Genomic DNA, 18,516 nt, shown 5'->3' on the forward strand with positions numbered 1-18,516 from the left:
AACCCTCTATTTTACGCCATCTGCCCAAAAAAACCGCAAACTGATGCCTGAACCGAAGCAAAAGAAGCCTGCCGCCACCGTCGAGAGCAAACTCGCCAAGCTGGGCCTGCACTCCGACATGGACCTGGTGCTGCACCTGCCCATGCGCTACGAGGACGAAACCGAGGTGATTTCGATCCGCGAAGCCTGCCTGCGCGGCGGCCAGACTTCGCAGGTGGAAGGCGTGGTGACGAAGAACGAAATCGCCTACAAGCCGCGGCGCCAGCTGCTGGTGCATATCGCGGACGAAACGGGCGACGTGCAGCTGCGCTTCATGAATTTTTACGGCAGCCAGGTCAAACAGCTATCCGAAGGCGTGCGGGTGCGGGCGCGCGGAGAACTGAAGCACGGCTTCTTCGGCGCGGAGATGGTGCATCCCGCCTACAAGGTGATCAACGAAGGCGCGCCGCTGCCGACCTCCCTCACCCCGGTCTATCCCGCAGGCGAGGGCTTGTCACAGACGGTGCTGCGGCGCGCCATTGCGGAAGCGATGAAGCGCGTGAGCTGGGCCGATACGGTTCCTGCCGAGGTGGTGTCGCGCATGCAGCTCTCGGCTTTCGAATCCAGCGTGCGCCTGCTGCACTACCCGCCGCAGGATGTGGACGAGCATGCGCTGGCCGAGCGCACGCATCCGGCGTGGACACGCATGAAGTTCGATGAACTGCTGGCGCAGCAGTTGTCGCTGAAGCGCGCGCAGCGGGCGCGCCGCATGAAAGGCTCCCCGGCGCTGAAGAGCGTGGGCAAACTGTCTGCCGCGTTCCAGGCCGCGCTGCCGTTCAAGCTGACCGGCGCGCAGCAGCGCGTGCTGAAAGAGATCCGCGCCGATATCGGCCAGCCGTATCCGATGCAGCGGCTGCTGCAGGGCGACGTCGGCAGCGGCAAGACCGTGGTGGCGGCGCTGTCCGCCGCGCAGGCCATCGACAGCGGCTACCAGGCGGCGCTGATGGCGCCCACCGAAATACTGGCGGACCAGCACTTCCGCAAGATCGCCGCATGGATGGAGCCATTGGGCGTGAAGGTGGCATGGCTCACCGGATCCCTGAAGAAGAAGGAAAAGCTGGCCGCAACGGCGCTGGTCGAATCCGGCGAAGCGCAGCTGGTGATCGGCACGCATGCGCTGATCCAGGATACGGTGCAATTCCCGAAACTCGGCCTAGTCATCGTGGACGAGCAGCACCGCTTCGGCGTCGGCCAGCGCCTCACCCTGCGCAACAAGGGCAGCGACGGCCTGGTACCGCACCAGCTGATGATGTCGGCCACGCCGATCCCGCGCACGCTGGCGATGACCTACTACGCCGACCTCGAAGTATCCGTGATCGACGAGCTGCCGCCGGGCCGCACGCCCATCGTCACGCGCGCCATCGACCAGAACCGGCGCGACGAAGTGATCGAGCGCGTGCACGCAGCAGCGCTGGAAGGCCGCCAGGTCTACTGGGTATGCCCGCTGATCGAGGAATCGGAAGCACTGCAGCTGCAGACCGCGACCGAGACCTATGAAACACTGGCGGCCGCCCTGCCCGACCTGCGCGTAGGCCTGGTGCACGGCCGCCTGAAGCCCGCCGAGAAGCAGGTGGTGATGGATGCTTTCGCCGCGGGCGAAGTGCATGTGCTGGTTGCCACCACGGTGATCGAAGTCGGCGTGGACGTGCCGAATGCCTCGCTGATGGTGATCGAACACGCGGAGCGCTTCGGTCTCTCACAGCTGCACCAGCTGCGCGGACGGGTGGGCCGGGGCTCCGCGGCCAGCGTGTGCCTGCTGCTCTACCAAAGCCCGCTGGGCCCGATCGCCAAACAACGCCTGATGACGATGCGCGAAACGACGGACGGCTTCGAAATCGCGCGGCGCGACCTGGAGATCCGCGGCCCCGGCGAATTCCTCGGCGCGCGCCAGTCCGGCCAGGCCATGCTGCGCTTCGCCGACCTCGAAACGGACGGCTGGCTGGTGGACCACGCCCGCGACATCGCCGCCGCCCTGCTGCAGGACGCCACCCCGGCCAGCAAAGCCACCGTCGAAGCGCACCTCGAACGCTGGCTCGGCGGCCGGGAAGAGTTCCTGAAGGTCTGATCAGAACTTCGTCGATACCTTGGCGTAGAAGTAGCGGCCACGCGTATCGTAGGTGTACATATCGAAGTTGATCGGGTTGTTAGCTGCGGAAGGAGGCGGCATCTTGTCGAATACGTTGTCGATGCCGAAGCCCAGCGAGGTCTTCCCGCCCGGCAGGTTGTAGTTGAACTGCAGGTCGTGGTACACCACCGATGCCGTTTCGCCGCCGTTCACCGCATTGTTCGCGATGTCCTTCGTGCTGCCGATGTAGCGTGCTTTCCAGCCGGCCGAATAGGCAGATGCCAGATAGCGCAGAGCCGCCTGGGCCTTCACACGCGGGAAGGTGGAACGCGGCTGGTCGCCCTTGCCGGCCCGGTCGTCCACCGCTACGCTGCCATCGGCCTGCGGCACGAAGGAACGGTAGCGGTCCAGGTAGGACATATCCAGCGACGTATCGAACTTGCCTTTCAGCGCCGGGAAGACATAGCGCAGCGTGGCGTCGACACCGGATACCTCCAGCCGCGAAAGGTTCACCACGGCCTGCGTGAGCTGCAGCACCTCGCCGCTCGCGCCGCGCTGCACCAGGTCGCAGAACTGCCCGGACAAGGCGCAGGCCTGCAACAACTGGGTGCCGGTCTGCGCTGCGATGGCGTCCTTGATCTTGATGAGGAACTTGTCCGCCACGAAGCTCAGGCCGTCGATCGAGGACGGAGTCCAGGACAGGCCGATGCTGTAGGTGTCGGCGGTCTCCGCATTCAGGTTCGGATTCCCCGCCGTCACACCGCGCATCAGGCCGCTGTTGTAAAGGCTCTGGTTATAGGTGGCCGGAATGCCGGCGCAGCCCGGCAGGCCCGCACCGCCGCCATTGCAGGGATCGACCGCCTGGAAGTTGGTCTGGCGCTGGCCCTGGTACAGCTCGGAGATCGACGGTGCACGGAAGCCCTGCGAGTACGTGCCGCGGATCAGGGTCGATTTCACCGGGCGGTACAGCAAGCCCAGCTTGCCCGTGGCCTTGCCGCCTACCGTGGAGTAGTGCGAGTAGCGGACTGCCGCGTCCAGCTCCAGGTAATGCACGGCCGGTTTTTCGGACAGCAACGGCACGCTCAGTTCCGCATACGCTTCCTGCAGGTGATAGCTGCCGTTGGTCGGGCTGCGGCCCGGATTGGTGGTCGGCGACTGGCCGACGCCGCCCACGGCCGGCAGCACGGTCGATATGCTGCCGGCGAATGCGTCCGGCGAGTCGCTGCCGCTTTCACGGCGGTATTCGTAGCCGGTGGCCAGGCCCAGGTCGCCTGCCGGCAGTTCCATCAGGGTGCGCGTGGCATTCAATGCGACGTCGGTCTGCGCGGTGCTGTTGCGTTCCTTGGCGTTATAGCGGATGTAGTTCGCCATTTCCGGCGTAATGGTGCCAAAAATATTAAGAGGCGTGCAGCCTGCTGCTGCCGCACAGACAGCCGGCGACGCCAGCGCGTTGTACACGTGATCGAGGTTGATCTGGTTGTAGGAATCGAAGTTCGCGCGCGACTTGGTGTAAGTCGCGGTCGCGTCCCAGCGCCATTCGCCTGCATTGCCTTCAAAGCCCAGCAGCAGACGGCCCAGCTTCACGTCCTGCTGCACCAGGCGGTTTCCTACCTCCACCGGCACCCGCTGGATGCGGAATGCAGATCCCGAGAAGGCGAGCGCATTCGCCGCCGGTACGCCGTTCGCGGTGCCGAAAGGGTTGAACGCCTGGTCGTTCGAAATGCGGAAGCCGTTGCTGCCGCGGATATCAAGCGAGAACGGGGCATACAGCTGGCTCGATTTGCGCTCGCTGTACAGGGCTTCGATACGGGCCGTGGTGTGCTCCGTCAGCTGGTAGCTCACGCGGCCGAAGATGCCACCGCGCTTGCTCGGGCCGGAAGCTTGCAGGCCCTGCGTCATCGTGTTGTAGTAGTCACCCGGCAGCGTGGCGGTGTGGAAGCTGTTGTCGGCGGCTGCGCCGGCGCCGATAGCGCCCACACCCTGGTTGCGCGTGATCGCGTTCGCAGCATTCTGGGCGAAGCCGGCCGGCGTTCCGAAGTAGGCATTGTTCGACAGACCCGGCAGCACATACAGGCCTTGCGGGCTGGTAGGAGGCGCCGTGAGCGGCGCCAGCGCCACCTGCGTAATGCTGCGGTCTGCGTTGGCGATCGGCTTGGTGTCGTTGAAGCTGGCGGACAGGAAGACCGTGGTCTTGTCGAAGCGCTTGCCCCAGTTCAGGTAGCCGCTCACGTTCTCGGCATCCTCGCGGCTGCTCTGGCCCACCCTGAGATCGGCCTCGAAACCGTCCAGGCGCTTCTTGGTGTAGATGTTGACCACGCCCGCGATGGCGTCGGCGCCGTAGATGGCGGAAGCGCCGTCCTTGAGTACTTCCATGCGGTCGATAATCCCCAGCGGGATGGTGTTCAGGTCGACGAAGTCGCGGAAGCCGCGGCCGCCGGCCGCATTGCCCCAGCGGTGGCCATCCACCAGCACCAGAGTCCGATTGCCGCTGCCTTCGGCGCTGCCCAGGTAACGCAGGTTGACTGAGCTGACGCCGTACGATGTGCCCTGGGTGCCGTTCGAGTTGAGGCTGACGCCAACGCTCGGCACCGCCTGCAGCAGGTCGCCCACCGAGGTCGGGGCAGCGAACTTCATGTCGTCCCTGGTCAGGGTCAGCATCGGGCCAACCCCGTCGGCATCGCGGCGCTGGATACGGGAGCCGGTCACCACCACCGACTGGGTTTCCCCCTCGGCCTGCGGCGCGGCCGGCGCGGCGGCCGCTGCCGTCTGGGCTGCTGCCCCGAGTGGCGCCAGCAGGCCAAGCGCCAGCGCTTCCAACACCCAATTTCTCTTGAAAGTCATTATTCACCTCTTCAATTTTGATTGCGCCTTGCCGGCGCCGATCCCCAGGCTGCAGGGTACGAATTGCTGGAACAACCGTGACCGCTTGTTCGGCCGTACATCTACAAGCGCGCGTAGCGCTCCGCGCGAGTTAATCGTTTCAGGCGCGCACCTCGTTCAGGTGGCAGGCCGACCAGTGGCGCGGCGCGATCTCGATGAAGGCCGGCGCCTGTTCGGCGCAGCGCGGCATCGCGTGCGGACAGCGCGGATGGAAAGCGCAGCCGCCGGGCCGCTTGAGGGGGCTTGGCAGCTCGCCCTGGATCGGCCGGTGCTGTATGGCCGGGCCATCCATGCGCGGCGCGTCGGCGGTCAGCGCCTGCGTATAGGGATGGTTGGGGCGCGCGAACAGTTCCGCGGTATCGGCCAGTTCCACGATCTGGCCCAGGTACATGACCGCCACGCGGTCCGCGATGTGTTCCACCACCGCCAGGTTGTGGCTGATGAACAGGTAAGTCAGCTGCTGCGCTTCGCGCAGGTCCATGAACAGGTTAAGGATCTGGGCCTGCACCGAGACGTCCAGGGCCGACACTGCTTCGTCACAGACGATGAGGCGCGGCCGGAGCGCCAGAGCGCGGGCAATGGCGATACGCTGCCGCTGGCCGCCGGAAAACTGGCGTGGATAGCGCGCGGCGTAGCTGGCGTCCAGCCCGACCTGGGACAGCAGTGAACGCACAAAGTCCGGGCCATCCTCCGGCGCCACGATGCCGTGGTAAAGGGCCGCTTCTCCCACCAGTTGCTCGATGCGCAGGCGCGGATTGAGCGAGGCATAGGGGTTCTGGAACACCATCTGCACCAGCCGGTGCTGTGCCACACCGGGCCGTTCGACGCCGCGGCCCGCCAGCTCCATGCTGCCGCTGGTCGGGGGCAGCAGTCCCGCCACCATGCGGCCGACGGTCGACTTGCCGCAGCCCGATTCGCCGACCAGGCCCAGTACCTCGCCTTCCGCGATGCTGAGCGACACCCGGTTGACCGCATACACGGTTTGCGGCGCGCGCCCGCGCAGGCGGGCCAGCAAGCCTGGCGCAGCACTGAAGCTCTTGCTCAGTTCTCGTGTTTCCAGCATCGTCGTCATGCCTCACCTACCGGTATCAAAGGGAAAAAGCAGCGGTGCTCGCGCTGGCCCGCGCGCACCACCGGCGGCGGCGCTGCACACGCGGCCTGGGCGCGGCCGCAGCGCGGCGCGAAGGCGCAGCCGGGCGGCAGCGCCAGCAGGGGCGGCGCCGCGCCCGGAATGGCATAAAGGCGCTTGCCGCGCTGCCCCGCATGCGGCAGCGAGTCGAGCAGGCCGCGGGTGTAGGGATGCTGCGGATGGGCCAGCACCTCGGCCGCAGGGCCCCGCTCCACCACGCGGCCGGCGTACATCACGCACAGCTCGTCGGCCAGGTCCTTGATCAGGCTGATGTCGTGGGTGATCCACATCAGGGCCGTGCCGCCTTCGCGCGCAAGCTTCTTCATCTCATACAGGATCTGCGCCTGGATGGTCACGTCCAGCGCCGTCGTCGGCTCGTCGGCGATGACCAGGTCCGGCTGGTTGATGATGGCGTTGGCAATGGCCACACGTTGCCGCATGCCGCCCGACATTTCGTGCGGCCAGGCGCGCATACGCTCTTCCGGCGCCGCAATGCCGACCCGCCGCAGCGCGTCCGCCACCTGCCGCGCGATCTCCGCCCTGGGGAGCTTGCGGTGAATGGCGATGGTCTCGCCCAGCTGGTCGCCGACGCGCACCACAGGATTCAGCGACATCATCGGATCCTGGAACACCATGGCGATGCGGTCGCCGCGCAACTGGCGCCAGCGCCGCGCATCGGCCTGCCGCAGGTCTTCGCCCTGGAAGCGGATCTCGCCGCTGGCGATCCGCCCCGGGGCATCCAGCAGATTCATCAGCGAGAACGCCGTCACCGATTTGCCGGATCCCGATTCGCCGACAATGCCCAGCACCCTGCCGCGCTCAATGGAGAACGAGACTTCGTCCAGCGCGCGTACCACCCCGGCCCGCGTGTGGAACTCGGTCACCAGATTGTTCACTTCAATCAAAGCCATGCCTTGTGCCCTCTCAAGCGTCCGAATCCGGCTGCAGCATCACGCGCAGGCGGTCGCCGACCATGCTGATCGATACCACCAGCAGCACCAGCGCAATGCCGGGGAAGACGCTGATCCAGTAGCGGTTGGAAAACATATAGTCGAAACCATTGGAAATCAGCAGGCCAAGCGAGGGCTGGGTCTGCGGCAGGCCGATGCCGAGGAAGCTCATGGTCGCTTCCAGCGTAATGGCCGATGCCATCTGGTTGGTGGTGGTGACGATCAATGGCGCCAGGCAGTTCGGCAGAACGTGGCGGAACAGGATGCGGCGCACCGGCAGCCCCTGCCCGCGTGCCGCCTCCACGTAGTCCTTGCTGCGCTCCACCAGCGCGGTGCCGCGCACATTGCGCGCGAACACGGCCCACTGCACGAGGATCAGCGCCAGCAGGGTCCTGTCTGCGCCCTGCCCCAGCACAGCCAGCAGCACCAGCGCCACCAGGATGGTCGGCAGGCTCAGTTGCACGTCCACGATACGCATCAGGAGTGCATCGATCCTGCCGCCGAAATGCGCCGACACCAGGCCGACACAGGTGCCGATCAGCAGCGCCAGCACGGCACTGGCGACGCCGATCACAATACTCACGCGCAGGCCGTAGAGAATGGCGCTGAGCACATCGCGGCCTGCGCCGTCGGTGCCGAGCAAGAAAGTCAATGCGCCGTCGTCGCTCTGCGCACCCGGCGCCCGTTCACTTTCCACGATCGTCACCTGGCGCAGGTCGTAGGGATCCTGCGGCGCCAGCCACGGCGCGGCGGCTGCGGCCACGCACAGCAGCACCAGCAACAGCACGGCGGCGCAGGCAGCGGGGCTGCGGAAGAAGCGGATCAGCAGGCTGCGCCACGGCGCCTGGGTCTGGATGGTGTGGTTCATCTTTGGTTTCTGGATCATGTCGTTCATCGCATGGCTCACACGGAACTGCTGCGCAGACGCGGATCCAGCACCAGGTACAGGATGTCCACGATCAGGTTGATCAGTACATAGAGCACCAGCACCACCATCAGGTATGCCACCACGACCGGGCGGTCCAGCTGCAATACCGAGTCGATAATCAGCTTGCCCATGCCGGGCCAGGCAAAAATGGTTTCCGTGATCAGCGAGTAAGCCACAAGATGGCCGAATTCGATGCCCATGAAGGTGACGATGGGGATCATTACATTGGGTGCGATATGGCGCAGCATCAGGCGCGCCGGGCCCACCCCCTTGGCACGCGCGAACTTGACGTATTCCTGCATGGCGACTTCGCGCGTGCCCGCCTCCGCCATCCGCAGGCCGAGCGCCACATGGTGCAGGGCCAGCGTGAGCGCCGGCAGCACGAGATAGGACAGGCCCTCCATGGTCAGGAAGCTGAGCTGCATCCCCAGCACTTCAACCGTCGGTCCGCGCCCGCCGGACGGGAACCAGCCCAGGGTGACCGAGAACACGAGGATGAGAATCAGGCCGATCCAGAACGAGGGCACGGTGACGCCCAGTACCGAAATGCCCATGGCCAGCCTGTGCGCCCTGCTGCCGGGGCGCAGGCCGATCCACATGCCGGCCGGCACGCCGATCAGCAATGCCAGCAGCAGGGCGCTGGTGGCCAGCTCGAAGGTGGCCGGCATGCGCTCGAAGATCAGGTCGATGGCCGGCCTGTTGAAGACGAAGGAATGTCCGAGGTCCCCGTGCAGCGCGTTGCGCAGGAAGCGGCCGTACTGCTCGTAGACCGGCAGGTCCAGCCCGAGCGCTTTCGAGGCGCGGGCAATTTCATCCGGGGTGGCGTTGGGCGGCACCAGCAGGTGGACCGGGTCGCCCACCAGGTTGATGCCGGCGAAGGCGATGCAGGACATCAGCAGCAGGACAGCGAGGCTTTGGGCCACGCGTTTGAGCAGCATTTCAAGCATGGCCGCCTCCTTCTTGGGCGCGCGGGGGGATCACCGGCAGCACCACGTGCGAGGGCCGCGCGCGGTCGAGGTACACGCGGTTGGTGGCCACCCGCACCGGGCCCGGCCAGCCTTCCGCATTGCCGGTATTGGGATTGGTGTCGAAGTGCGGGAAATTGCTGCTCGAAATATCGATGCGGATGCGATGCCCCCGCCGGAACAGGTTACTGGTCGGGAAGGCCTCGATGCGCAGCGCATAGACATGGCCGGGTTCCATCAGCGAAGGTTCCGACCAGGAATCGCGGTAGCGCGCGCGCAGGATGCCGTCACACAGGTTCATCGCATACCCGTCCGGATAGTCCGCGCTCGGCGGGTACACATCGATCAGCTTGAAGGTAAAGTCAGTGTCCGGACAATCCGACGACACCCACAGGTGAGCCACGATATCGCCGGTCACTTCAACATCCTGCTCCAGTGCCGCGCTCTGGAACACCAGCACGTCGTCGCGCTCGGCCAGCGCGCGGTATGGCGGCCGGGCGCCGAACACCTGCGGCCCTTCGCGCTGGTCAAAGGCGCCGCCAACCATCAGTGGCTCGCCCGAGGTTACGGCGCCGCCGACGGTCGGCACCGGCATGCGCGGGTCGTAGCGCCAGGCCCGTTCGGCGCCGTCCTGCTGCGGCTTGTGGCGCGCCAGGCTGCCGTCGGCATGCAGGTAGAATGCACAGGCTTGGGCATCCGGTAGCGGCCACGCTGCTTCGCGCCGCCACCGGCCGCCGTGATCCAGGCGGCCATCGGCATTGCGTTTGCCGCTGCCGCCCCCCATCACGAACAGCATCACCGGCGCCAGGCCGTGATCGGCGCCGGCATCATTTTTCAGCCAACGGTCGAACCAGCGCAGGCGCAGGGCCAGGAAGTCTTCCGCCAGCTGGCCGTCGAGCTTGGCCTGCGGGCCGAAATCGACGTCCCCCGCATAGCTCAGGGAACGATTGCCGTGGGTCCATGGGCCGAGGATCAGGTGCACCGGCCCGCGCTTTTCCGCGGACAGGCCGACGTAGTTGGCCGCCGCCGTGCGCGGGTACGGGTCGTACCAGGACGACATATGCACCATCGCCGCCTCGCTGAACTGCTTGTAATAGCCTTCGGCGTACAGGCCGGGCTGCATCCAGTACGCGTCGAAGCTGCCGTGGCGCCACTGTTCGAACATGAAGGCTTCATATTCGGGCACCAGCGCCAGCGGAGAATGGCCGGGCTGCCACTCCGAGAGACGGCCAAACCAGTCGCGGATATCGACCGCGCTCAGGGCTTCCAGCGTAGCGGGATCGTCCTGCACTTCCTGGCTTTCCAGTCCCTGGCGCAAGGCCCACGTGGCCTGTTTCAGTTCGAAGGCGCCGCCCTGGCGGATGCCGCCCTGGTAGGCGTTGGAGAATCCGCCTGAGTCCACGAACATGGCCACCACGCCCGGCGCATTGAGGCTGGCCAGCGCAACCTGTGTGTGCGCCGCGTACGACAGGCCCTTGGTGCCGATACGTCCATTGCACCATGGCTGCGCCACGATCCACGCGCAGGTGTCGTAGCCGTCCTCGCCGTCGCTGGTGTATTTCACGAAGCTGCCTTGCGACTGGTAGCGCCCGCGGCAATCCTGGTAGATCACAATATAGCCGTGGCGGGTGAAGTAGGCAGCCACCTCGGCGCGGCTTTTCGGCTTCGGATCCCGCGCATTGCATTCGCTGCGGCTGGGCAGGTGCTTGCCATAGGGCGTGCGCTCAAGGATCACGGGCAGTGCGGCATCGCCGCGGCCGGCGGGCATATAAATGTCGGTCGCCAGCAGCACGCCGTCGCGCATGGGAACCATGACGTTGGACAGCAGGGTATAGGTAGGAGCAGTCATATAAAAAATCAGTGAGCAGGCACGGCGCGCACTGCGGTGGCCATGGTGAAACCGTCGGCGCGCGGCGTAATCGCCAGGCCTTTGCGCATGGCCCAGGTAGCGTTGAGGTGAACCAGCGGGATGATGGCCCCGTCCTGAATGGCCAGCCTTGCAGCCTGTGCCAGCCGCGCCTCGCGCTGCGGCAGGTCAAAGGTACGCGCCGCCTCGTCGATCAGCCGGTCGACCCCCGGATTGCTGTAGCCGCCATAGTTATTGGCGCCGAGGCCTGCCCTGGTATCGCGGCTGCGGATCACGGACACCAGGCCAGTCATCGCATCGCCGGTGACGGAACCGTAGCCGATCAAGAACATGCTGAAGTCGGAGGCGCCGGCAGTACCCACCAGGCGGGTCTGGAATACCGCAAAAGGCATTGCCGCCAGCTCTACCTTGATGCCGATACGGGCCATCTGCTGCGCCAGCGCTTCACACATGCGGGCATCGTTGATGTAGCGGTTGTTCGGGCAATGCAGCGTGATGCGGAAACCATCGGCGTAACCTGCCTGCGCCAGCAGCGCCCGCGCCGCAGCTTCGTCATGACGCGGCAGCTGCAGGCCTGCGTCGTAGCCGACAAAGCCGGTCGGCACAATCTGGCGCGAGGCAGTGGCATCGCTTTTCATCAGGTATTGCACGATGGCTTCCCGGTTCACGGCCAGCATCATGGCCCGGCGCACGCGCAAGTCGCGCAGCGGATTGGCGGGCATCGGCCGGCCCTGGTTGTCGCGGATATAGGGCGACACCGCGCGGAACTGGTCCAGCCCGAGATAGTTCAGCATGTAGGAGGTGACCGAGCTCAGTTCGACCTTCTGCGACCGGGTCAGCGAGTAGGCCAGGTTGGCGGTGGCGCCGTCGATCAGGTCCACCGAGCCGGATAACAAGGCCGAGGCGCGCGCCGGTTCGCGCGGAATGAATTCGAAACTGACCTTGGCCCATGGCTCCTTCTCGCCCCAGTAGCCATCGTTGCGTGCCAGGATCACCCGCTGGCCATGGGTCCAGCTGCCGAACCTGTAAGGGCCGGTGCCGATGGCGCTGCGGCCGTTGGCGAACGTCTCTTCGCTGGCCGCACCCAGCGATTTCGGCAGGATGGCGATCAGTCCCAGGTTATCGGGCACCGTGGGGTTGGGCGTACTGGTCTTGACCTGGACCGTCATCGGACCGGTGGCGGTGACGGACGTGATGCCCTTCAGGTAGGTGCGGAATGTGCGTGCGCCCTTCACGGCCATGGCGCGGCGAATCGAATACTCCACGTCTGCGGCCGTCATCAGTTCGCCGTTGTGGAAGTGCACGTTGGGACGCAGCACGAACTCCCAGGTAGTGGGGTCGACGGTGCGCCAGCTCAGCGCCAGGCCGGGCACCGGCCGCAGCTGGCTGTCATGGATGGCAAGCGCTTCGTACACATGCAGCCAGACGTTCCGGTTCTGGCCGTTCAGCACGTGGGGGTCGGCTGACGTGACTTCAGCCTTGAAGCCGATGCGCAACTCCTGCGCGGCGGTACCGACCGCTACCGCCAGCAGCACCAACATCAAGCAGCACCTGAACCACTTCGACATCTGTGTCCCCTGAGAAGATTTGTTGTTTCACTGTGTGTTACAGTATCTCATTGAATGATACGCGTCAAGAAATTTGCTACATGGCTGGGCTTCGCTGGGGCGAGTCGGTGCCGCCGGCATACCGGCTTTCATAGGGAAAGTGGCACCGTCGCGCGGTACGCGCGGTGCTTATGGACTGTAGGAAAAATGCGACGCGGGCGCGGCGCGGAGAGAAATTCCGGCGTGCTCAGCCGCCGGTGTAGCCGAGTTCCTGTGAGAACTGCCGTGCGCCTTGCTGCAAGGCCGTGATCAACACCTGCAGCTTCTCGTCCGGAACGCGGCTGGATGGCGCGGTGGTCGCCAGCGATGCGATCACGGCGCCGCTGGCGTCGAAGATCGGGGTCGCCACGGATACGGTGTCGATGGCCTTCTCGGCATAGGAAATGCTGTAGCCCTGTTCGCGCACTTTCTGGATCGACTGCTTGAGCTGGTTCGCGCCTGTAATGGTATTGCTGGTAAAGCGTTCGCGTTCCGCGCCCAGCACCTGCTCCTGGATTTCTTCCGGCGCATAGGCCAGCAGCAGCTTGCCGGAGGCGCCTGCATGCAGCGGGCGGTAGCGGCCCAGCTGCGATTCCACCCTTACGGTATTGGGCGCGTCCCACCAGGCAATGCAGACAGTTTCGGTCGCTTCGCGGATGCGCACCAGCACGCTTTCGCCGCAGGCGGCGCCGACGGCTGGAAGCAGGGCGTCGGCCACTTTGGACAGTTGCACCTGCTCCCTGGCGGCCGCACCAACCAGCAAAGCACGGTAACCCAGGCTGTAGGTGGCAGCCGGATCCTGACGGCGGATCAGGCCGGTTTCCTCAAGCGTATTGAGCAAGCGGAAGGTACGGGCTTTGGTGATACCCGAACGCTTGGAGAGTTCGGTCACACCCAGGCCGGGGTTTTCCGCCACCACCATCAGCAGTTCGATCGCCACGTTCACCACGTCCACGGTGTAACTCATGCTTGATTCCTCTGTGTCCACATCGCCAGGTTATTCAGCCGGTATTGTAATGGTATGTCGACCGTTCATTGCCGCATATCATCCTGGCCCGGGCTTTCCTGATGGGACGCCGCGTGCATGCCAAGTCCCACGCCGATGCCGCTGCCGCCAGCGGCCGCATTGCCAACACCGCCCTTCGCGCCCTCGCGGCCGCCTTCCGCCTTGCCGCGGCCGGCGCCGCCTTGCACGCGTGCCGGGCCCTGCAGGGGAATGTTGACGCCTTCCGGAACGGGACCGAGGTCTAACGCCTTGCGGATGAAGTCTCGCAGCGAGATCACCAGTTCCGCCGTATGGATCGGACGCCCGGCGGCCATGTCGTTGGCGGCCTGGGCGGCAAGGCGGCAGTGCTCCTCAGTACCCAGCAGGATGATATCGGCCAGCGCTGCCTCGACCGCATCGCGAATGCGGCGCGCGCGCTCCGAACCAATGTCCTGGCCCTGCGCCCGCAGCTCGCGCAGATGGGCCGGATCGACCGCCAGCTGGCCTGTGAAAGAACCGCCAAGGGTCTTGTAGGCTGCAATCAAGGTGCGCAGGCGCTCGTTGATCTGACGGTTCATGCGCTCACGCCGCTGCTGGATGGTTTGCATCATCAATACGCGGATGCCAACGCCGATTAATGTGAAGACCGCGAGACCCAGCAAAGTGTTGAATACACCGTGCAATGAACTGAAATCGAAATAACGCACATATCCTCCCTGTCGAGGAAGTCTAGCGAGATTGGGGATGTGGGCGCGCCACCAAGCATTGCAACTGAATTAGGGTCTGTCCCCAATTAAAAGCACATGTAGATGCGGTTGGCGAGGTCGAACATGAACTCGGGCTGCAGGTAGGCGAGGAAGGCCAGCGCGAGCACGGCCGCTCCGGCAACCCAGAGGGTGGCGCGGAGCAGGCGCCGTTTCATCATGCCGCCTTCAGGTTTTCCCGCACCAGCGGACGCTCGTCCACCGGCAGGTTGGCGGTGCCGGCGAAGATGCCGAGCGCGATGGCGATGCCCCAGACCAGGTCATAGCTGCCTTTGAGGTCGAACACGTAGCCGCCCAGCCAGACGCCGAGGAAGCTGCCGATCTGGTGCGAGAAGAACACCACGCCCGCCAGCATCGACATATGGCTCAAGCCAAATACGCCCGCAATGATGCCGTTCGTAAGCGGCACCGTGGACAGCCACAGAACGCCCATCACGGCGGCAAACAGGTAGACCGACAGCGGCGACAGCGGCGCAAGCAGGAACAGGCCGATCACCACCGAGCGCGCGAAGTAGATGAAGGACAGCAGGTAGCGCTTGGGCAGCTTGCCGCCCAGCTGGCCCGCCATATAGGAGCCGAAGATATTGAACAGGCCAATCAGCGCCAGCGCCATCACCGCCACCTTGGGATCGGCAATGCCCTTGTCCTTCAGGTAGGCCGGCAGGTGGACGCCGATGAACACGACCTGGAAGCCGCACACGAAGTAGCCCGCCACCAGCAGCAGGAAGGAGCGGTTGCCCACCGCTTCGCCCATCGCTTCGCGGATGCTCTGGTGGTGCCCGCCCGCCTTCTGCACCGCCGGTTCGCGCAGGCGGAAGGACATCGGCACCATCAGGAACACGACGATGGCGGCCAGCAGGAAGAAGGCGTTCTGCCAGCCGACACCGGAAATGAGCTGCTGCTCGACAGGCATCATGAGGAACTGGCCAAATGAGCTGGCAGCGCCCGAGATGCCGAAAGCCCAGGAGCGCCTCTCAGGCGGCGCTGCACGGCCGATGATGCCGCTCACCGCGCCGAAGGCGGTGCATGCCAGGCCGAGGCCAATCAATACCCCCGAACCAATGATGAACAGCGACGGCTGCGTGACCACCGCCATCCAGATCAGGCCACCCATGTAGGCGAAGGCGCCCAGCAGCACCACGCGCATGGTGCCGAAACGGTCCGCCACCATGCCGGCGAAGGGGCCGAAAGCGCCCCACATCAGGTTCTGCAAGGCCAGCGCCAGCGAATAGGTTTCGCGCGACCAGCCGTTGGCCTGGGAAATCGGCTGCAGCCAGAAGCCGAAGCCATGGCGCACGCCCATCGCCAGTGTCAGGATGACGCCGGTCGCCAGCAGGACGGTTTTGAGGTCGGGGGCGCGTTGGGCTGTGAACATGGCAGTCAGCGTTAGCATTAAAACATTCAGTGTAGCGCAACTGTTTGCCGCGCGCTGAGGCCCGCTTTTATTGCTGCTGGTCCGCCTTGTAGCTTACGCCGATCTGCCTGCGGATCTCATCCATGACGCCCATCAGCGCCACGGTTTCCCCCCATGGCATGACCGGGCTTTCCAGCAGCCCTTCATTCAGGCAGCGGTTTACTTCGATGACTTCGTAGTTGTAGCCCGCGCCATTGCGCGGAATGTGCAAGTTGCGCCGCACGCCGTTGCGCAGGTCCACCGTGATGTCTTCCGTGCTGTGGAAACGGCCGCCAAGGCGGATAAAGCCCTTGTCGCCGCAGATGGTGAATTCGGTCGGCGTATTGGCCAGCAGGCTGCTGGTGCAGGCGGACATGCCGCCCCCCGCATGGCGCAGCGCGAAGGCGACCTGCACATCCACCCCGGTCGGCCCCAGCACGCCCAGCGCCTGCACGGCTTCCACATCGCCCAGCACATAGGCTGCAATCGAGAGCGGGTAGATGCCGATGTCCAGCAGCGAGCCGCCGCCCAGTTCCGGATTGAACAGGCGATGCTCGGGGCCTGCGTCCGCCGCGAAGCCGAAATCGGCCTGCACGTTATAGGGCTTGCCGATTTCGCCGCTGTCGATAATGCGGCGCACTTCCTGCACCAGCGGCTGGAAGCGGGTCCACATGGCTTCCATCACGAACAGCTTTTTCTCGCGCGCCAGTGCGAACACTTCCTCCGCTTCGCGGCGGTTGACCGTGAAGGCCTTCTCCACCAGCAGCGCCTTGCCGCCGTTCAGGCACATAATGGCGTTCTCGCGGTGCATGGGGTGCGGCGTGGCGATGTAGACCACGTCCACTTCCGGATCATCCGCCAGCGCCTGGTAGCTGCCGTGGCAGCGCTTCGCGCCGTGCTCCTTGCCGAAAGCGGTAGCGCTATCCAGGCTGCGCGACGCAACGGCCGCCAGTTCTGCATCAGGCACCTGCTTGAGCGCCAGCGCCAGCGCTTTGGCGATCTTGCCCGTTCCCAGAATGCCCCAGCGAATGACTTTGCTCATGGTATGTGTCGCTTTCTCCGCCTTGCGGTGTCAGGCCGCCGGTTTCCGTTTGGGACGGAACACGGTGGCGTCATCATAGAATTCCTTGTCCTGCTGCGGCCACCAGCCGGGAATGCCCAGCACCGGCAGCGGCGTGAAGCCTGCGTTGCTCAGTCCTTCTTTTGCCAGCGTGGCGGCCACCGTCTCGTCTATCCAGGCGCGGCGCTGCGCTTCGCCGCCATCGAACCAGCTATCCGGCGCGCGCATGATACGGGTGTGCGCCGTGATGGCCTTGTAGGGCGCGACCAGCTTTTCCATCAGCGCGTGGCCGAACAGCCAGACCTGCGCGTCCTTGCCGAACATGGCGGCGCGTTCGACAAAGGCTTCGTTCCAGCGGTGGCTGCGCAGCGCGTCTTCCAGCGCGGCGCCTTCGGCATTATCGCGCAGCACGAGCAGCGCGGCATTTTCGTCGAAGATTGTGGCGGCATCGCGTGCCGGACCGCGCGACTTGCCTACGCCGTCGCGCGCGATCTGCGCGGCCTGAAGCGCGTTCAGCTGCTGCTTGATGCGGGGGAAAGTGAGCCAGACCAGCCCATTGAAGAAGTCATGCAGATTGTCGCGCGTGGGCACCCTGCCTTCGGCGCCGATGAATTCTTCGTAGGCCGTACCTTCCGGCAGGTCGGCCTGCGGCACGAATTGCAGCGGCAGGCCGCGGTGGTTGCGCAGCGCCAGCGACTGTGCGGCGTGGTTGAAATCGGCGATCACGCTGGCCGCGTTCAGGTCCATGCGCAGCGCGGCGGACCGCACGGCGTCAAACCATGGACGGCCCCAGTCGATCCCGGCGAACACGCTCCCGCCTCAGACCATCTTCCAGTTGATGGTTTCGCCGGCGTTCAGCGGCACCAGCTGGGTTTCGCCAAACGGCAGCGATTGCGGCAGCGTCCATTGCTCACGCTTGAGCGTAATCTTTTCTTCGTTCGGTTCCAGGCCGTAGAAGGCCGGGCCATTCAGGCTGGCGAAAGCTTCCAGCTTGTCCAGCGCGCCCGCGCGTTCGAAGGCTTCGGCATACAGCTCCATGGCGTGCAGCGCCGTGTAGCAGCCCGCGCAGCCGCAGGTGTGCTCCTTCATGCCCTGTGCATGCGGCGCCGAGTCCGTGCCGAGGAAGAAGCGTTCGTCGCCGCTGGTGGCGGCCGTCACCAGCGCCAGGCGGTGCTCTTCGCGCTTCAGCACCGGCAGGCAGTAGTAGTGGGGACGGATGCCGCCCTTGAAGATCTCGTTGCGGTTGTAGAGCAGGTGGTGGGCCGTGATGGTGGCCGCGATCGGGCCTTCCGCCTCGGCCACGTATTGCGCGGCGTCCTTGGTGGTGATGTGCTCGAAGACGATGTTCAGCGCCGGGAAATCGCGGCGCAGCGGGCGCATGATGCGCTCGATGAAGACGGCTTCGCGGTCGAACAGGTCGATGTCCTGGTCCGTTACTTCGCCGTGGACCAGGAAGGGCATGCCCACTTCCTGCATCTTTTCCAGCACCTTGTAGCAGTTGGCCAGGTCGGTCACGCCTGCGTCCGAATTGGTGGTGGCGCCGGCCGGGTAGAGTTTGACGGCGTGCACAAAGCCGCTTTCGCTGGCGCGCACGATTTCGTCCGGCTGGGTGTTATTGGTGAGGTAGAGCGTCATCAGCGGCTCGAACTTCATCCCCTGCGGCAGCGCGGCCAGGATACGGTCGCGGTAGGCGGCGGCAGCCGCCACGGTGGTGACCGGCGGGCGCAGGTTCGGCATCACAATGGCGCGGCCGAACTGGCGCGCGCTGTGCGGCAGCACGCTGGCCATGGTGGCGCCGTCGCGCAGGTGCAGGTGCCAGTCGTCCGGGCGGGTGATGGTCAGGCTGGAAGGGGCTTCGAAGGTAGACATGGCAGCTCACAAATCAGGAATGCCGGTATTTTACCT

Annotated in this window: 15 protein-coding genes; 1 reads left to right on the forward strand and 14 read right to left on the reverse strand. The window is 65.2% G+C overall.

What is annotated here, in order from left to right; genetic code table 11:
* Nucleotides 1-43: 43 nt before the first annotated feature.
* Nucleotides 44-2,104: an ATP-dependent DNA helicase RecG gene (gene recG / locus ACJRPG_RS18475; protein WP_408001569.1), complete on the forward strand. Its 2,061-nt coding sequence runs from the start codon at nucleotides 44-46 to the stop codon at nucleotides 2,102-2,104.
* Here recG and ACJRPG_RS18480 read toward each other — a convergent pair whose 3' ends face one another.
* The 14 genes from ACJRPG_RS18480 to pyrC all read right to left on the reverse strand — a co-directional run bounded on the left by ACJRPG_RS18480 (nucleotide 2,105) and on the right by pyrC (nucleotide 18,480).
* Complete coding sequence (locus ACJRPG_RS18480; RefSeq protein ID WP_408001570.1) at nucleotides 2,105-4,945, reverse strand: TonB-dependent receptor; 2,841 nt, start codon at nucleotides 4,943-4,945, stop codon at nucleotides 2,105-2,107.
* Between the two features lie 139 nt (nucleotides 4,946-5,084).
* Nucleotides 5,085-6,056, reverse strand: a complete 972-nt coding sequence (locus tag ACJRPG_RS18485) for an ABC transporter ATP-binding protein (RefSeq protein WP_408001571.1) — start codon at nucleotides 6,054-6,056, stop codon at nucleotides 5,085-5,087.
* A complete protein-coding gene (locus tag ACJRPG_RS18490) occupies nucleotides 6,053-7,024 on the reverse strand; it encodes an ABC transporter ATP-binding protein (RefSeq protein ID WP_408001572.1) in 972 nt (323 codons plus the stop codon). The genes ACJRPG_RS18485 and ACJRPG_RS18490 overlap by 4 nt, the downstream gene beginning before the upstream one ends.
* Nucleotides 7,025-7,037: 13 nt before the next feature.
* Complete coding sequence (locus ACJRPG_RS18495; protein WP_408001601.1) at nucleotides 7,038-7,949, reverse strand: ABC transporter permease; 912 nt, start codon at nucleotides 7,947-7,949, stop codon at nucleotides 7,038-7,040.
* Between the two features lie 17 nt (nucleotides 7,950-7,966).
* Entirely contained in the window at nucleotides 7,967-8,938 is a 972-nt protein-coding gene (locus tag ACJRPG_RS18500; RefSeq protein ID WP_408001573.1) for an ABC transporter permease, read from the reverse strand.
* The gene (locus ACJRPG_RS18505; protein ID WP_408001574.1) at nucleotides 8,931-10,805 is read right to left on the reverse strand and encodes a CocE/NonD family hydrolase; all 1,875 of its coding nucleotides are present in this window, start codon (nucleotides 10,803-10,805) and stop codon (nucleotides 8,931-8,933) included. Before ACJRPG_RS18505 ends, ACJRPG_RS18500 begins: the two co-directional genes overlap by 8 nt.
* Nucleotides 10,806-10,813: 8 nt before the next feature.
* Nucleotides 10,814-12,364 (reverse strand): ABC transporter substrate-binding protein, encoded by a 1,551-nt coding sequence (locus ACJRPG_RS18510; RefSeq protein WP_408001575.1) that lies wholly within the window; start codon nucleotides 12,362-12,364, stop codon nucleotides 10,814-10,816.
* Nucleotides 12,365-12,617: 253 nt separating this feature from the next.
* Nucleotides 12,618-13,376 (reverse strand): IclR family transcriptional regulator, encoded by a 759-nt coding sequence (locus tag ACJRPG_RS18515; RefSeq protein WP_408001576.1) that lies wholly within the window; start codon nucleotides 13,374-13,376, stop codon nucleotides 12,618-12,620.
* A 65-nt stretch (nucleotides 13,377-13,441) separates the two neighbouring features.
* The gene (locus ACJRPG_RS18520; protein ID WP_408001577.1) at nucleotides 13,442-14,101 is read right to left on the reverse strand and encodes a hypothetical protein; all 660 of its coding nucleotides are present in this window, start codon (nucleotides 14,099-14,101) and stop codon (nucleotides 13,442-13,444) included.
* Between the two features lie 86 nt (nucleotides 14,102-14,187).
* A complete protein-coding gene (locus ACJRPG_RS18525) occupies nucleotides 14,188-14,319 on the reverse strand; it encodes a hypothetical protein (protein WP_408001578.1) in 132 nt (43 codons plus the stop codon).
* The gene (locus ACJRPG_RS18530) at nucleotides 14,316-15,533 is read right to left on the reverse strand and encodes an MFS transporter (protein WP_408001579.1); all 1,218 of its coding nucleotides are present in this window, start codon (nucleotides 15,531-15,533) and stop codon (nucleotides 14,316-14,318) included. The genes ACJRPG_RS18525 and ACJRPG_RS18530 overlap by 4 nt, the downstream gene beginning before the upstream one ends.
* A gap of 67 nt (nucleotides 15,534-15,600) precedes the next feature.
* On the reverse strand, nucleotides 15,601-16,593 hold the full coding sequence (locus ACJRPG_RS18535) for a Gfo/Idh/MocA family protein (RefSeq protein WP_408001580.1): 993 nt from the start codon (nucleotides 16,591-16,593) through the stop codon (nucleotides 15,601-15,603).
* Nucleotides 16,594-16,623: 30 nt separating this feature from the next.
* A complete protein-coding gene (locus ACJRPG_RS18540) occupies nucleotides 16,624-17,421 on the reverse strand; it encodes a DUF3025 domain-containing protein (RefSeq protein ID WP_408001581.1) in 798 nt (265 codons plus the stop codon).
* Nucleotides 17,422-17,430: 9 nt separating this feature from the next.
* On the reverse strand, nucleotides 17,431-18,480 hold the full coding sequence (gene pyrC / locus ACJRPG_RS18545) for a dihydroorotase (RefSeq protein WP_408001582.1): 1,050 nt from the start codon (nucleotides 18,478-18,480) through the stop codon (nucleotides 17,431-17,433).
* Nucleotides 18,481-18,516: the final 36 nt, after the last annotated feature.

The organism is Pseudoduganella rhizocola, assembly GCF_045984285.3.
In the GTDB taxonomy this organism is placed as follows: domain Bacteria; phylum Pseudomonadota; class Gammaproteobacteria; order Burkholderiales; family Burkholderiaceae_D; genus Rugamonas.

Coding starts and splice junctions, on each gene's coding strand:
- recG (WP_408001569.1), top strand. CDS start 44: ATGCCTGAACCGAAGCAAAAGAAGCCTGCCGCCACCGTCGAGAGCAAA.
- ACJRPG_RS18480 (WP_408001570.1), bottom strand. CDS start 4,945: ATGACTTTCAAGAGAAATTGGGTGTTGGAAGCGCTGGCGCTTGGCCTG.
- ACJRPG_RS18485 (WP_408001571.1), bottom strand. CDS start 6,056: ATGACGACGATGCTGGAAACACGAGAACTGAGCAAGAGCTTCAGTGCT.
- ACJRPG_RS18490 (WP_408001572.1), bottom strand. CDS start 7,024: ATGGCTTTGATTGAAGTGAACAATCTGGTGACCGAGTTCCACACGCGG.
- ACJRPG_RS18495 (WP_408001601.1), bottom strand. CDS start 7,949: ATGATCCAGAAACCAAAGATGAACCACACCATCCAGACCCAGGCGCCG.
- ACJRPG_RS18500 (WP_408001573.1), bottom strand. CDS start 8,938: ATGCTTGAAATGCTGCTCAAACGCGTGGCCCAAAGCCTCGCTGTCCTG.
- ACJRPG_RS18505 (WP_408001574.1), bottom strand. CDS start 10,805: ATGACTGCTCCTACCTATACCCTGCTGTCCAACGTCATGGTTCCCATG.
- ACJRPG_RS18510 (WP_408001575.1), bottom strand. CDS start 12,364: ATGTTGGTGCTGCTGGCGGTAGCGGTCGGTACCGCCGCGCAGGAGTTG.
- ACJRPG_RS18515 (WP_408001576.1), bottom strand. CDS start 13,376: ATGAGTTACACCGTGGACGTGGTGAACGTGGCGATCGAACTGCTGATG.
- ACJRPG_RS18525 (WP_408001578.1), bottom strand. CDS start 14,319: ATGATGAAACGGCGCCTGCTCCGCGCCACCCTCTGGGTTGCCGGAGCG.
- ACJRPG_RS18530 (WP_408001579.1), bottom strand. CDS start 15,533: ATGTTCACAGCCCAACGCGCCCCCGACCTCAAAACCGTCCTGCTGGCG.
- ACJRPG_RS18535 (WP_408001580.1), bottom strand. CDS start 16,593: ATGAGCAAAGTCATTCGCTGGGGCATTCTGGGAACGGGCAAGATCGCC.
- pyrC (WP_408001582.1), bottom strand. CDS start 18,480: ATGTCTACCTTCGAAGCCCCTTCCAGCCTGACCATCACCCGCCCGGAC.